The organism is Rhizobium mesosinicum, assembly GCF_019511345.1.
Classification (GTDB): domain Bacteria; phylum Pseudomonadota; class Alphaproteobacteria; order Rhizobiales; family Rhizobiaceae; genus Rhizobium; species Rhizobium mesosinicum.
The window spans coordinates 521,417-535,250 of sequence record NZ_JAEUAK010000002.1; the positions used below are offsets into that span (position 1 = coordinate 521,417).

Sequence of the window (13,834 nt, forward strand, 5' to 3'; positions counted from 1 at the left end):
CTTTGTCCCTGTCATTGCCCGGACGCGGCTTTGAAATATTCGACGACGAGACCGTCGGGGTGGCGCGCCAGCAGGTTGGCTCCTCCGGTGACGGCATGGGGCGGACGCAGGATTTCGGCGCCTTTGGCCGTCAGCCACGCGGCGGCGTCGTCCAGCGCATCGATATAGAATATCGCATCGACCGGCCGCGCCGTGGCGAGCTGATCTTCGGTCCCTGAGAGAAGCAGGAAGCCACCAATCTTGGCGACCTTGACGCCGGTTTCCGCAATCGTCAGGCGACGCGCGCACGCGACACCCTGCAGCGCCTCGTAGAAGGCGATCGTTTTGTCAAAGTGGCTGGAGTCTGCATAGACCCGAAAACAGTGTTCCAGAATGCGCATGAATGGTCCTCGTGGTGAAAGTCCCGCGCATTGTTGCGTTTTTATTCTGCATTTCCATAATGCAAGCACCCTGATTCCTATTCAATCGTCCAAAATCGGCGCTTGTGACCCGCTCAGCGACATGCTGGCCCTTCTCGACGTGCGGAGCTTTCTCTCCCGCCGGGTGGAGGCATCGGGACCTTGGGCCCTGCGTTTTCCTGCCTATCGCTACATGAAGTTCGGCGGCGTGATCGAGGGAAAGCGTTGGCTGTGGATGGAGGGCGGGTCCGAGATACTGGAGTTGGAAGCGGGGGACTTCTATCTCTTGACCAATGGCGGCCCATACTGCTTTGCCAGCGACCACGATGCGGTGCCAATGGATGGTCTCGGTGTAATGGACAAGCATTTGCAGGCCGATGGCGTGGTGCGCTTCGGCAGCGGCGAGCCGCGAAGCGTCGGGGTGGGCGGGCGTTTTGTCTTGGATGACGAAACATCGAGCCTGCTTCTGTCGATGCTTCCGCCGATCATTCATATTCGGGGAAGTCAACCCCAGGCCAGCGCCCTGCAGGCCGCATTGGCGCTCATCACCTTCGAGACGGAAAAGGAACGGATGGGCACCGCCGCTATCGGTGGCGGTCTTTGCGCCATCATTCTGGTCAATATCCTGCGTGCCTACCTCGCTAGCGGTGAGCGACCGTCCGGCTGGCTGGGCGCGCTGGCCGATCGCCACGTCGGAGCGGCGATCCAGGCGATGCACCTCGACGTGGCCCGGCGCTGGAGAGTAGCGGACCTTGCGGCAGCTGTCGGCATGTCACGCACCGCCTTCGCGGACAGGTTCAAGCGGCTAGTCGGCTCGGCGCCCCTCGAATATCTGATCCATTGGCGCATGACGGTTGCTCGCGACGCGCTGAAGCGGGATAGGGCGCCTCTTGGGGAAATTGCCGGGGCCATTGGCTATGAATCAGAAACAGCTTTCGGCCTGGCTTTCAAAAGAAAGTTCGGCGAGAGCCCCGGTCGCTACCGGTCTCGGCTTCAGCAAGCTGTAGCGTCTCAACTCGGTTGAACTGCGATTGGGGGCTCCGCCGCTGGGTCTATGCGTGCTTGGACAACTGCTGCGAACGGCCCCCCGTTCGGTCTTTAGGTGGTCCGCTCGAAAGCGGATTTGTATGGTGGTCATGCTGATCAGGACGCGCAGGCGGCTTAGCCTTTCGCTCATTTATCCTCCAGTGGTCGGAGAATTGGGGACGCAGGCCAGTCTTCGCCTGCTCGCGTAGGCACCGAGCCGGACCAACTTTGACGGTACTTTTCGCCGCGATCCGGGGTCGGGCGTCGGAGCTGGAATGGCGCGCAAAGAGCCGATAGTAGTCGATAGATGGCTTGCGGGGAGCCGGCGGAAATTCCTCAACGATATCGGCAGTGTAGGTTTCTGACGGGTCCTGGGCCGGTAGTATTTGCACGCAGAAGTATTTTCTGCGACAAATTCAGATATTTGACATGGCCCCAAACGATCGAGTGGGAATGAAGATCTGGGAAACCCGACACGGATTCCCGTTTTTGCCTCGTCCTCCGGAGAGGTGACTGAGGCGGCCAAGGACGCCGCCTAAGGCACGCATTCACCGTTTAATTGACATCAGCAAACGGCTGCCGCTCGGCAGCCGTTTTTGTTTCAGGTATAGCTCCGCCTTCTTTGTTCTTGTTTTGTTCTTGACGAAAAGGGCAGCTCTGATAAGCTCCTCCTTGTAAAACAAGGAGGCGGACGATGTAGTCCGTAGTTCAGATGCCTCATTTTCCGCTCGACCCGAATGGCTCCGATCCCCGGAAGAAATCCGGCGCCGGCGGGGGACGCCACCACAGGCTGTTCTTCATGCTCCGCCCGACCGCTGAGGCAGCATCCGAAGCGATGGAGATCGCCCAGACTTATCGCAACGTCCATGCATTGACGGGGCCTTCGCGACCCCTTGAGCTGCTTCATATCACGCTGAATGGTGTGGGCGCCTATCGCAGGCTGCCGCAGGATATCGCGTTCGCTGCGGAACAGATGGCTGCGACGATACGCGTCCGACCGTTCGAATTGGTGCTTGATGAGATCATGAGCTTCCGCCATCCGGGCGAACCGCAGGCCTTCGTCATCTGCACCAGGCAGGAAAACGAAGCGCTGCTGGATCTTCGCCACCAGATCCAGGAAGGTCTGTATGAGGCCGGATTGCCCTATAACCTCGGTGGCCATCTGACACCGCATATGACGCTGCTCTACGATCGCAAGACCGTTCTGCCTGAAGAGCTTAATCGGCCGGTGCGGTGGACTGTCCGGGAGTTCCTGCTGATCCATAGCATCTATGGAAAGAGCGAGCATGATGTGATTGGCCGTTGGCCTCTGCTCGGCTGAGACAAGCTTGCACCGTGGGTGGGGACTCGCATACAACTCCCCACCCAATAGGCACAGGCGGAGCAGGACAGTGGACGTTTCAGAGATCATCATCCCCGGCGATACGCCCGGCATCGAATGGCGGTTGCCGGTCATCCGTTTCGAGGGAAGCGATCCCGCCGCCCCGAAGGTCTATATCCAGGCCGCACTGCACGCGAACGAACTGCCGGGAACGGCGCTGGCGCATTTTCTCTGCCTACAACTCAGGCAGGCCGAAGGCGAAGGACGGATCGCCGGCGATATTACGCTTGTGCCACAGGCAAATCCGATCGGTGCGGCACAATCGCATTTCGGCGAGCTGCAAGGCCGGTTCGATCTGGGATCGCGGACCAATTTCAACCGCGACTTTCCGCTGATCTCCGTTCGTGATCGGCCAGAGCTGGTTGACGGGCTGGACAATTACCCGGCAGCTGATCGGTTGAAACGAGAGCTCATCCACATGGCACTCGGCGCCGATCTGGTGCTCGATCTGCATTGCGATGATGAATCGCTGCAATATGCCTATATCGACGAAGCCTTCTGGCCGGAGGCGGCGGACCTTGCCCATGCGCTCGACATGGAAGCCGTGCTGCTTTCGGATGGCGAAAGCTCCGCCTTCGAAGAAGCGGTCGGTTTTGCCTGGAAATATGAGGTGCCGGGCGAGCGCAAGGCGAAACTTCCGGGCAAACTTTCAGTGACGCTGGAACTGCGCGGCCTGCGCGACGTCGATCCCGGTATGGCCGCGAAAGATGCGGAAGGCCTGCTGCAATTCCTGATCGGGCGCGGTATCGTCAACGGCGAAACTGCCGGAGACAAGACCTTCTCCGGACCAGCCGTGCCGCTCGACAATGTTGAGATCGTGCGTGCGCCGCAGGGCGGTATCGTGCTCTTCCACCGCAATATCGGCGAGCGTGTCTCGGAAGGAGAGCTTCTGGCGACGATCGTCACCCGACCCGGTTTTGCCGAGGGCGATATCGAGATCCGGGCGCCGCAGGACGGGCTGCTGCTGACCCGCACGTCCGACCGGCTGGTGCGCCGGCGCGGCGACCTGATGAAAATCGCCGCCGACAAGCCGAGCAAAGCAACGCGAAAGGCCGGCACGCTGGAAGACTGAAGCGGCATTCTTTTCCACGCGCGAATGTAAGGCTCCGCGCAACTGTCACACAGGCTTTCCGCCAAGCCGTTGCAGACAGGTTGCGAAGGAGCTTTCATGCCGCATTACGACATTGCGATCGTCGGCGCGGGAATTGTCGGGCTGGCGCATGCGCTGGCGGCGGCAAAGCGCGGCAAACGGATCGTCGTTGTTGACCGTGGCGCACAGGCAAACGGCGCTTCGGTGCGCAATTTCGGCTTTGTGACGGTGACCGGGCAGCAGGCCGGCGACTGCTGGAACAAGGCGCGCCACGCCCGCGATATCTGGGCCGAGATTGTCGATGACGCCGGCATCGACGTCCTGCAGCGCGGGCTGCTCCTGGCCGCAAGGCTCGACGAATCCGAAGCCGTGATCGATGCCTTCCTGCGCACAGAGATGGGCGAGGGCTGCGAAAGGCTGACGCTCGACGAAGCACGGCGGCTTGTGCCGGCACTGCGACCGGAAGCGGGGCGCTTTACACTCTATAGCCCGCATGAGGTGCGGGTCGAATCCCGCACAGCTATTCCGCTGCTCGCCCGCTATCTCGAAGTCAAGTATGGCGTAGAGTTCCGCCGCTCGACAGCAGTGAGCGCCGTCGAGCCGCCGCGGATCGAGACGTCAACCGGCCTGATCGAAGCGGAGACGGTGGTTGTTTGCCCAGGTGACGATTTCAAGAGCCTGTTTGCGGACCGGATCGCTGCCTATAACGTCACACGCTGCAAGCTGCAAATGATGCGTGTCGTGCCGGCCCAGCGGGTTTCTCTCAGCACTGCGGTCATGTCCGATCTCGGACTCGGGCGTTATCTCGGTTATGCCGAATTGCCTGAGGCGACTGCCCTGAAGGCGCGGCTTGACCGGGAATTCAAGCCGGAGCGGGAAAACGGCATCCACCTGATCGTGACGCAGTCGGAAGACGGATCGCTGATCGTCGGCGACAGCCACCATTACTCCGAAACACCCGATCCGTTTGGACTGGAGCGGGTCGACCGGCTGACTCTCGATGAAATGGACGCCGTGCTCAACCTGCCGGGTCGCTTCATTACCGAGCGCTGGATCGGCACATATGCCTCCGCCCCGGACCGCTGGCGGTTCACCGACAAGCCTTCCGACGCGCTGCGGATCGTCGTGGTGACGGCAGGCTGCGGTGCTTCGACCGCCTTCGGTATTGGTGAGGAAACCATCGAGGATCTCTACGGGAGCGCAGTATGACGCAATTCAAGGCAGTGGTCTTCGATTGGGCCGGTACAATGATTGACTTCGGCTCTTTCGCACCGATGGGGGCCTTTGTGGAAACCTTCGGCAAGCTCGGTGTCGAGGTGACCATCGCCGACGCCCGCAAGCCAATGGGACTTCCAAAGCGCGCGCATATCGCGGCGATGCTGGCCGAGCCGCATATCGCCGCCCGCTGGCAGGCGGCACAAGGCCCACTTCCGGACGAGGCGGCCATCGACCGTGTTTATGAACTCTTCGTGCCATTGAACGAAGCTGTCGTGACCGATTATTGTGCGCTGGTGCCTGGCGCGATCAAGACGATCGAATATCTGCGCGAGCGGCAGATGAAGATCGGCTCGACGACAGGCTACACACGCTCGATCATGGAGCGCGTGCTGCCGCTTGCCGCCGAACAGGGTTATGCACCCGACAATCTGATCTGTGCCGACGATCTGCCGCTTGGCCGACCGACGCCGATCGGCATGTATAAGTGCTTCCTCGACCTGATGGTCTATCCGGCCTCCGCCGTTCTGAAGGTCGATGATACCGAACCCGGCATTGCCGAGGGTGCCGCCGCAGGCTGCGTCACCGTTGGCGTGACGCTCTCGGGAAACGAGGCGGGTCTGACGCCTGCAGAGCTGGATGCGCTTTCGCCAGAGGCGCGAGCCGCGCTGCACAAGCGGATCGGTGAGAAGCTGATTGCCGCCGGTGCCGACTACGTCATCGAAACGGCGGCCGACCTGCCTGCCCTTATCGAAGAGCTCGAGGGATAAAGGACCGACGGCGTTTGCAGCGCTGATACGGCGTGGTATCTCCCTCAGGAATCAGGGAGATCGAACCCGCATGGCCGTCACCATCTACGGTATCAAGAACTGCGACACGATGAAGAAGGCCCGCAACTGGCTGGACGCTCATAACGTCGCCTACGACTTTCACGACTACAAGGCCGTCGGCATCGACCAAGCGCATCTGGAACGATGGATCGACGAGGCAGGCTGGGAGACGGTGCTGAATCGCGCCGGCACGACCTTCCGCAACCTCCCTGACGCCGCGCGCGAAAATCTCGACCGCGATAAAGCCATCGCCCTGATGCTCGACCAGCCGTCGATGATCAAGCGGCCAGTACTGGAAACTGGCGGCAAGCTGTTGATCGGCTTCAAGCCGGATATCTACGCGCAGGCGCTCAAGGGCTGAGCCATGTCCAAAACCACTCGCGCCACCCAGGTCCTGACACAAGCCGGCGTCGCCTTCACGGTTCACACCTATGACTATGATCCGAATGCCGAGCGCGTCGGGCTACAGGCAGCCGAAGCGCTCGGCGAGGAGCCGCATCGCGTGCTGAAGACGCTGATGGCGGAGGTGGACGGGAAGCCGGTCTGCATGGTCGTGCCTTCCGACCGCGAAGTGAGCATGAAGAAGCTCGCGAGCGCCTTTCATGGCAAGTCGGCCAATATGATGAAACCGGCCGATGCCGAGCGGCTCACGGGATACCATGTCGGAGGCATCAGCCCTTTCGGGCAGAAGAAGATCGTGCCGACGGCAATCGAGGAAACGGCTCTTACCGAACCGCTCGTCTATATCAATGGCGGGCAACGCGGGCTGCAGGTGCGGCTCGATCCGAAGGAAGCGTTGAAGGTACTGAAGGCGGCGACCGCACCGCTGATCGCCTGATCAGAGAAAGCGGTCCAGCAGGCCGGCAATCGTCCTCGCCTCGCCTTCTGCAAGCTTGTCGCCGATATGAGTTTTGATCGCTTTGCCATAGACGTTCCACATGCGCTCTCGAAGCTGACGGCCGGCATCAGTGATCACCACCCAGCGGCCGCGACCATCCTCTGCGAAGACCTCGCGAGCGACCAGACCCTCCTTTTCCAGCCGATCGATCAAACGGGAAAGATTGTACTGCGCCAGCAGTGTCCGCTCCTCGAGCTCATAGGGGCGCAGCCTGCCTGATTGCGAGCGCGCCAATTCCCACAGCACGTCATACCAAGCAAGCGGCGGCATACCGGCTGTCTTCAAATCGGCTTCAATTAAGCCCAGCAGCCGCTCGCGGGCGCGCATAAGGCGCGTCCAGGCAGCAACCGCCGCTTCGTTCGGCTCAGGAATATTCTCAGGCATAAATGCAACTACATCTATCTTGAAACTCAGCGCAAGCGATATTAGATGCATGTGCATACATGCAGCCAACAATCTCTTGCAAACCACCGGGAGACTTTCATGATCAAGCTAACCCTCATCAGTCATCACCTCTGCCCCTATGTGCAGCGCGCCGCGATCACGCTCCTCGAAAAGGGCGTGCCATTCGAGCGCATCAACATCGATCTTGCTGACAAGCCGGATTGGTTCCTGAAAATTTCACCGCTCGGCAAGGTGCCACTGCTCCGGATACAAGAGGACGATGGCCGCGAAGAGGTGTTATTCGAAAGCAGCGTCATCTGCGAATATCTGGAGGAAACGCAGGCGGGTGCTGCTTTGCATCCCACCGACGCGCTGACCCGTGCCCGCCATCGCGGATGTATGGAATTCGGCTCTTCCGTGCTTTCCGATCTCTGGGGCTATGAGACGGCGCAGGATACGGCGCAGATGGAGGCCAAGCACAAGGCGCTTGTAGCCAAGTTTGCAACTATCGAGGGGGCGCTGGCAGACGGACCGTATTTCGCCGGGGCGAACTTCAGCCTCGTCGACGCGGTCTTCGGGCCGATCTTTCGATACTTCGATCTGTTCGATACGCTCGGCGATAGTCCCATCTTCGATGGGCTTGAGCGGGTCAAGCGTTGGCGCAAGGCGTTGTCGGAGCGGGCAAGCGTCCGGGGCGCCGTTGGCGAAGACTATCCGCAGCGCCTGATGGAATTCCTTCAGAAGCATAATTCGGTCCTGCTCCGGCTGCCCGCCGCCGCTTGACGCCTGCGCACTGGCGGCCGGACATGCATCCGGCCGCCTTCAAATCGGATGCTGCGCGCTTCATTTTCGCCGTAAAGGGGTCTAAGTCTTTCACCTCCCGTCGCAGACATCAGAAGGCAGGTTGATCCCATGACGTTCATGCCCCAGAGCCACAGCTCCGTTGATCCCGGCAAACTTGAGAAACTTGCGGAAGTCGCCATCAAGGTGGGTCTGCAGCTTGAACAAGGGCAGGATCTCGTCATCACCGCCCCGGTCGTGGCGCTGCCACTGGTGCGGCTGATCACCAAACACGCCTATCTCGCCGGCGCTGGCCTGGTTTCGACCTTCTATTCCGACGAAGAGACGACGCTTGCCCGCTATCAGTATGGCAGTGACGAGAGCTTCGACCGGGCTTCCGGCTGGCTTTATGACGGCATGGCGAAGGCCTATGAGAAGGGTGCCGCCCGTTTGGCTATTGCCGGCGACAACCCCATGCTGCTGTCGGAACAGGATCCGAGCAAGGTCGGCCGCGCCAACCGCGCCAATTCCACGGCTTACAAGCCAGCGCTGGAGAAGATCTCCAACTTCGACATCAACTGGAACATCGTCTCCTACCCTAATCCTTCCTGGGCGAAGGTCGTCTTCCCCGACGATCCGGAAGCAATTGCGGTCGCCAAGCTCGCCAAGGCGATCTTTGCAGCGTCGCGTGTCGACGTGCCTGATCCGATCGCAGCCTGGGCCGAGCATAACGCCGATCTGCGCAAACGCTCGTCCTGGCTGAACGGCGAGCGTTTCGCCTCTCTGCATTTCACCGGGCCAGGCACGGACCTGACCGTAGGCCTGGCAGACGGCCATGAATGGCATGGCGGCGCCTCGACGGCAAAGAACGGCATTACCTGCAATCCGAATATCCCGACCGAGGAAGTCTTCACCACGCCGCATGCTTTGCGCGTGGAAGGGCATGTGTCGAGCACCAAACCGCTCTCACATCAAGGTACATTGATCGACAATATCCGCGTGCGTTTCGAGGGCGGCCGCATCGTCGAGGCCAAGGCCTCACGCGGCGAGGAAGTGCTGAACAAGGTGCTCGATACGGATGAAGGCGCCCGCCGGCTGGGTGAAGTGGCGTTGGTGCCGCATTCCTCGCCGATCTCGGCAAGCGGCATCCTCTTCTACAACACGCTGTTCGACGAAAACGCCTCCTGTCATATCGCGCTCGGCCAGTGCTATTCGAAATGCTTCCTCGACGGCGCCTCGCTGAGCCAGGAGCAGATCAAGGCCCAGGGCGGGAATTCCAGCCTGATCCATATCGACTGGATGATCGGCTCCGACAAGGTCGATATCGACGGAATCAAGCCCGATGGCTCGCGGGTGCCGGTGATGCGACAGGGCGAGTGGGCGTAACAACGCCCGCCTTCGGCATCAGGCTGCGCTGGCTGAGCCAGACGCTGGCCAGAACCATGGCAAAACCGACAAGCTGGCTTGGCGTCAGGTTCTGGCCTAGCGCCAGCCAGCCGAGTACCGTCGCGACGACTGGGCTCAAGAAGCCCAGTGACGCCGCGGCCGAAGGCTCTATGCGCGAGAGGCCGCGGAACCACAGCAGATAGGTGAAGGCAGCGCCGACGAGGTCGAGCCAGACAATGCCGAGGATATTGGCTGTCGTTGGCACAGGCAGCGTCGGTTCCAGGAAGAAGGCCACGGGCGCGAGCAGAACGCCGCCTGCGGTCAATTGCCAGGATGTAAAGGTGAGGCTGGAGACTGGCGGCTGCCAACGGCGGGTCAACACCGTGCCGAAGGCCATGGAGAGCGCGCCGGCAAGACCTGCGGCAACACCAACGGGATCGAGTGCCGCCCTCGGTGTCAGCACCAGAAGTGCCACGCCCGCCATGCCGATCAGGCCGCCGATAACGGCAATGAAGCGGATTGGCTTGCCTAGGAAAAGGCGCGAGAGCGCAATGACGATCAGCGGCTGCACGGCGCCGACTGTCGCGGCCACGCCGCCGGGCAGGCGATAGGCGGAAACGAAGAGCATTGCCCAGAAGAACGAGAAGTTCAGCGCCCCGAGAACGAAGGCACGGCCCCACCAGATGCCTGTGGGCAGCTTCCGGACAATCAGCAACAGAAGCAGGCCGGCCGGCAGCGCCCGTAGCGTGGCAACGGTGAGCGGGTAACCCTGCGGCAGGAAGGATGTCGTAACGAAATAGGTACTGCCCCAGATGGTGGGCGCGATCGCAGTCATCAACACATCGGCAGCATAGCGAAAGTTTGTCTTCATTTCAAGAATCTCTACTTCAAGATAAATTCAGGGTAACACTTTTTATCTTGACGTCAAGATACCTGCTGATATCGATGCACCATGGGCAGAACCAAAGAAGACCACGTGGACAGGATTCTGGCGCAATGGCGGCGCGAGCGGCCGGAGCTTGATGTCGAACCAATGGGCATCTTCGGTCGGCTGAAGCGGCTGACGACCCATATTGGCCGCGAGGTGGACGCGGTGCTTCTCAAGTACGGGCTCTCCTCCTCCGCCTTCGATGTACTGGCCACGCTTCGCCGCTCCGGCTTCCCCTATCGGCTCTCGCCGGGGGAACTGCTCGGCATGACGATGGTGAGTTCCGGCACGATGACGAACCGGATCGATCAGCTGGAAAAAGCCGGCTTCGTGGAGCGTCTGTTTAACCCCGAAGACCGGCGTAGCGTGCTGATTGCGCTGACCGAGAAGGGTTTGGCAACAGTGGAAGAAGCTGTCGGCGCGCATGTCGCCAACCAGCAGCGGCTGACGTGCAACCTGACGGCAGAAGACAAAGCCGATCTCGACCGGTTGCTCAGAAAATTCCTGTCGGAATTCGAATAGTCAGACGGCTGCCAGTGCCTTTCGAACGCGCTCCAGATGCGTCTTGCGCTTGGCGTCGGTCGTGCGGTCCATATCGTGCAGGCTCAACATCCGGAACTTCACTCGCTTGGCGCAGAAATTGGCGATCCCGCGCTTCAACAGACGGCGAACGGGGTTGCCCATATAGACATGCACCAGCCACCAGGGCGAACCTGTCGTCGTCAGCGCGTAGAGCAGCTTGATATTGGTGAGCTGCGGTACGATGCGGCCGCCGGCGGTATCATGGGTGAAGGCGACACCAGGCGCAAAGACGCGATCGATGAAACCCTTCAGAATGGCAGGGAAATTGAACCACCACTGCGGAAAGACCAAAACGAGTCCATCGGCTGCCTTCAGTCGATCGACAATACCGGCCACGGCTGAAGTGTCGTAGGGCACATCAAAATAACCACGGCGCTCGGCTTCGGACAGGCGCGGATCGAAATCTTCTGCGTAGAGATCGAGAAGATCGACGACATGGCCGGAGGCTTCCAGTGCTTCGCGGGCTGCGCGCGCCACCGAGGCGGCAAAGCTTTCCGGCAGCGGATGGGCAAGTACCAGCAGAATGCGCATTGCTAAAACAGGCTTCCCTGTTTCGATGGCTCGCCAGCCTTGACCGTGCGCTTCCTGGCCCCTGATGGCGCAGCGCCGCCTTCCGTCGTCATGGCGCCGACGCGGCCGTCGGCGAACTCAATGGCGATGCCCATGCCGGCGGAGAGGGTCGATGCCTGGGAGACCGGCCTGTTATCCTCGTCGCGGATGACCGCGTAGCCGCGCTTCAGCACATTTTTGTAGGAAAGCGATTGCAGCACACGATCCTGCGCGGAAAGCTCGGCGCGTGCTCGGGTGAGTTGATGGCGGATGGCGGTGTCGGCGTGGCGTGAAAGGTTGCCGAGCCGCTCACGGCCGCGGTCTGTCTGAGTCTTCAGCCGGGCGGGCAGCGAGGCAAGAATTGCTTCGGCGCGTTCGATGCGCGACTTCGAGCGGTCGAGCAGGCGTTCGACGGTGCGCTCGGCACGGGCCATACGTTCGTTCAAAAGCTGTCGGCGCTCGGTGATGCGGTTTGAGAGCACGTCCGGCCGTAGATGCGAGGCGGCACGTTCGAAACCGCGGCGCTTATTGATGGTGTTGAGCTCCAGCCCGCGGCCGAGACCGGCAGCGGCCTCATCGAAGCGGCGACGGGGCAGCGCCAGGAGCTGATCGAGCGACGGCAGGGCCCGCATCAAGGCGCGGACGGACTGGCGGCGCTGATCCATCTGGCGGCTCATGCATCCCTGCAGGCGGGCAGTGAGACCTGCGACCTGGGCCTCAAGCTCGGCCTTGACGGGCACCGCCATTTCGGCAGCGCCGGTTGGCGTCGGGGCGCGGACATCGGCTGCGTAATCGATCAGCGTCCAGTCGGTCTCGTGGCCGACCGCGGAGATCAGCGGAATCCGGCTATTGGCTGCGGCTCGCACGACGATTTCGTCGTTGAAGCTCCAGAGATCTTCGAGGCTGCCGCCGCCGCGGGCGACGATCAGCACGTCAGGGCGCGGAATTCCGCCGCCAGGCTCCAGGGCATTAAAGCCGTTGATGGCGTTCGCCACCTCCTCGCCGGAACCTTCGCCCTGCACCTTGACCGGCCAGACGATGACATGGACGGGGAAACGGTCGGAGATGCGGTGCAGAATATCGCGGATGACGGCGCCCGTCGGCGAAGTCACGACACCGATTACCTTAGGCATGAAAGGCAGACGCTTCTTGCGCGCAGCATCAAACAGACCTTCGGCACCAAGGCGGCGCTTGCGCTCCTCGATCAGCGCCATCAATGCGCCCGCGCCGGCGGGCTCCAGCGTCTCGATGACGATCTGGTATTTGGAAGAGCCGGGGAAGGTTGTGACCTTGCCGGTGGCGATGACCTCCATCCCCTCTTCCGGCCGAAACTTCAGGCGGGAAAAAGTGCCCTTCCAGATGACCGCATCGATACGCGCGCGGTCGTCCTTCAGCGAGAAATAAGCATGGCCCGAGGAATGCGGGCCGCGATAACCTGAAATCTCGCCGCGCACACGTATCTGATCGAAGGCTGTCTCGACGGTCCGCTTGATGGAACCGGAGAGTTCCGACACCGAATATTCTGCAAGATTGGTAGGCGAATCGCCATCAAAGACATTGCTCATCTCCCCTTTCTATTTTGATCGCTTCCAAACGGAAAGATCGGGGTAGGTGAAGGGCGAATTTTTATCCAAAAATTGGTGGGGGACCCAAGAAATAGGGATATCGCTACTCTCAAAAAAAACTTAGTATCACTCATGTTCGTAGGGAGTGGCGAACACCGACCCGAAAATGAGCATGCTGATGACAGTGAAAATTCTCCGTCGATGACGACGCGGGAGCGATCGCCTTTCTCATCATCGCTATGCTCAACCTCATAGGAATCGGCTCGCGCTCTTTCTGGACTATCGGCTGATCAGACGGGATCGAATTGTCAGCGTCGTGCTGCTTCGTTCAACGCTGTGGTTGCACCTGAAGACTTCCGTTTACGTAAGTGAAAAAGTAACGGAACTTTTCAGCCTGTAACAGAGTTGATCTGGATCGGAACACATACCCGGCGCGAGCCGGAGGAAATGCCGTCAGGTGAACGCATCCGTAACCATGGCTGCAAGTGCAGCTTTCGTTAAGGGTGGCAAATAAACTTTTGTTAGCGGAGGACGCCTAGGTTCCTCGCAAACGACCTGAAGAAGAGGTGACGACATGATCATCCTGACAGCAACTACACTCGGCCTCACGGTCGGTTTCATGCGCTCGGCCAGCGTCATCGCGCTTGTCGCCATGCTGATCGGCGTCACCTTTGCGTTCGCCGCCATAGCCTCCGGCGGCGCGGTATCATTCCTGGCGCTTCTCTACACGATCATCGGCTACAATGCCGGCCTGCTGCTTTATCTCGGCGGCCTTTTCACCACCGATCGCCTGCGGGCTGTGCTGGTCCACTCCTGAAAGAC

Annotated in this window: 16 protein-coding genes; 11 read left to right on the forward strand and 5 right to left on the reverse strand. The window is 60.7% G+C overall.

All coding sequences use genetic code 11. The annotated features are described in order from the left end of the window. Positions 1 to 11: 11 nt before the first annotated feature. On the reverse strand, positions 12 to 380 hold the full coding sequence (locus JNB85_RS06510) for a VOC family protein (RefSeq protein WP_220333537.1): 369 nt from the start codon (positions 378 to 380) through the stop codon (positions 12 to 14). On the opposite strand from JNB85_RS06510, the gene JNB85_RS06515 reads away from it, so the two are divergent. The 7 genes from JNB85_RS06515 to ybaK all read left to right on the forward strand — a co-directional run bounded on the left by JNB85_RS06515 (position 373) and on the right by ybaK (position 6,778). Beyond that, complete coding sequence (locus JNB85_RS06515) at positions 373 to 1,422, forward strand: AraC family transcriptional regulator (RefSeq protein WP_220333538.1); 1,050 nt, start codon at positions 373 to 375, stop codon at positions 1,420 to 1,422. The genes JNB85_RS06510 and JNB85_RS06515 overlap by 8 nt on opposite strands. An 801-nt stretch (positions 1,423 to 2,223) precedes the next feature. Beyond that, complete coding sequence (locus JNB85_RS06520) at positions 2,224 to 2,745, forward strand: 2'-5' RNA ligase family protein (RefSeq protein ID WP_220333539.1); 522 nt, start codon at positions 2,224 to 2,226, stop codon at positions 2,743 to 2,745. A gap of 70 nt (positions 2,746 to 2,815) precedes the next feature. After that, positions 2,816 to 3,877 (forward strand): M14 family metallopeptidase, encoded by a 1,062-nt coding sequence (locus JNB85_RS06525; RefSeq protein WP_220333540.1) that lies wholly within the window; start codon positions 2,816 to 2,818, stop codon positions 3,875 to 3,877. A gap of 96 nt (positions 3,878 to 3,973) precedes the next feature. Further along, positions 3,974 to 5,104 (forward strand): TIGR03364 family FAD-dependent oxidoreductase, encoded by a 1,131-nt coding sequence (locus JNB85_RS06530; protein WP_220333541.1) that lies wholly within the window; start codon positions 3,974 to 3,976, stop codon positions 5,102 to 5,104. Further along, positions 5,101 to 5,880, forward strand: a complete 780-nt coding sequence (gene phnX, locus JNB85_RS06535; protein ID WP_220333542.1) for a phosphonoacetaldehyde hydrolase — start codon at positions 5,101 to 5,103, stop codon at positions 5,878 to 5,880. Before JNB85_RS06530 ends, phnX begins: the two co-directional genes overlap by 4 nt. Positions 5,881 to 5,950: 70 nt before the next feature. Further along, the gene (locus JNB85_RS06540) at positions 5,951 to 6,301 is read left to right on the forward strand and encodes an ArsC family reductase (protein WP_220333543.1); all 351 of its coding nucleotides are present in this window, start codon (positions 5,951 to 5,953) and stop codon (positions 6,299 to 6,301) included. A gap of 3 nt (positions 6,302 to 6,304) precedes the next feature. Further along, positions 6,305 to 6,778 (forward strand): Cys-tRNA(Pro) deacylase, encoded by a 474-nt coding sequence (ybaK, locus tag JNB85_RS06545; protein WP_220333544.1) that lies wholly within the window; start codon positions 6,305 to 6,307, stop codon positions 6,776 to 6,778. On the opposite strand, the gene JNB85_RS06550 is transcribed toward ybaK, so the two are convergent. Then, positions 6,779 to 7,222 (reverse strand): MarR family winged helix-turn-helix transcriptional regulator, encoded by a 444-nt coding sequence (locus JNB85_RS06550; RefSeq protein ID WP_220333545.1) that lies wholly within the window; start codon positions 7,220 to 7,222, stop codon positions 6,779 to 6,781. 99 nt (positions 7,223 to 7,321) lie between these two features. On the opposite strand from JNB85_RS06550, the gene JNB85_RS06555 reads away from it, so the two are divergent. Both JNB85_RS06555 and JNB85_RS06560 read left to right on the forward strand, forming a co-directional pair. After that, complete coding sequence (locus JNB85_RS06555; RefSeq protein WP_220333546.1) at positions 7,322 to 8,005, forward strand: glutathione S-transferase family protein; 684 nt, start codon at positions 7,322 to 7,324, stop codon at positions 8,003 to 8,005. A gap of 129 nt (positions 8,006 to 8,134) precedes the next feature. Continuing rightward, positions 8,135 to 9,388, forward strand: a complete 1,254-nt coding sequence (locus JNB85_RS06560) for an aminopeptidase (protein WP_220333547.1) — start codon at positions 8,135 to 8,137, stop codon at positions 9,386 to 9,388. On the opposite strand, the gene JNB85_RS06565 is transcribed toward JNB85_RS06560, so the two are convergent. Continuing rightward, the gene (locus JNB85_RS06565) at positions 9,336 to 10,259 is read right to left on the reverse strand and encodes an EamA family transporter (protein ID WP_220333548.1); all 924 of its coding nucleotides are present in this window, start codon (positions 10,257 to 10,259) and stop codon (positions 9,336 to 9,338) included. The genes JNB85_RS06560 and JNB85_RS06565 overlap by 53 nt on opposite strands. Before the next feature lie 81 nt (positions 10,260 to 10,340). Between JNB85_RS06565 and JNB85_RS06570 the strand changes: the two genes are divergently transcribed. Further along, on the forward strand, positions 10,341 to 10,838 hold the full coding sequence (locus tag JNB85_RS06570) for a MarR family winged helix-turn-helix transcriptional regulator (protein WP_220333549.1): 498 nt from the start codon (positions 10,341 to 10,343) through the stop codon (positions 10,836 to 10,838). On the opposite strand, the gene JNB85_RS06575 is transcribed toward JNB85_RS06570, so the two are convergent. Continuing rightward, positions 10,839 to 11,429: an NAD(P)H-dependent oxidoreductase gene (locus JNB85_RS06575; protein ID WP_220333550.1), complete on the reverse strand. Its 591-nt coding sequence runs from the start codon at positions 11,427 to 11,429 to the stop codon at positions 10,839 to 10,841. Between the two features lie 2 nt (positions 11,430 to 11,431). After that, on the reverse strand, positions 11,432 to 13,012 hold the full coding sequence (xseA, locus tag JNB85_RS06580) for an exodeoxyribonuclease VII large subunit (protein ID WP_220333551.1): 1,581 nt from the start codon (positions 13,010 to 13,012) through the stop codon (positions 11,432 to 11,434). A 574-nt stretch (positions 13,013 to 13,586) separates the two neighbouring features. Here xseA and JNB85_RS06585 point away from each other — a divergent pair. Next, entirely contained in the window at positions 13,587 to 13,829 is a 243-nt protein-coding gene (locus JNB85_RS06585; protein WP_220333552.1) for a hypothetical protein, read from the forward strand. Positions 13,830 to 13,834: the final 5 nt, after the last annotated feature.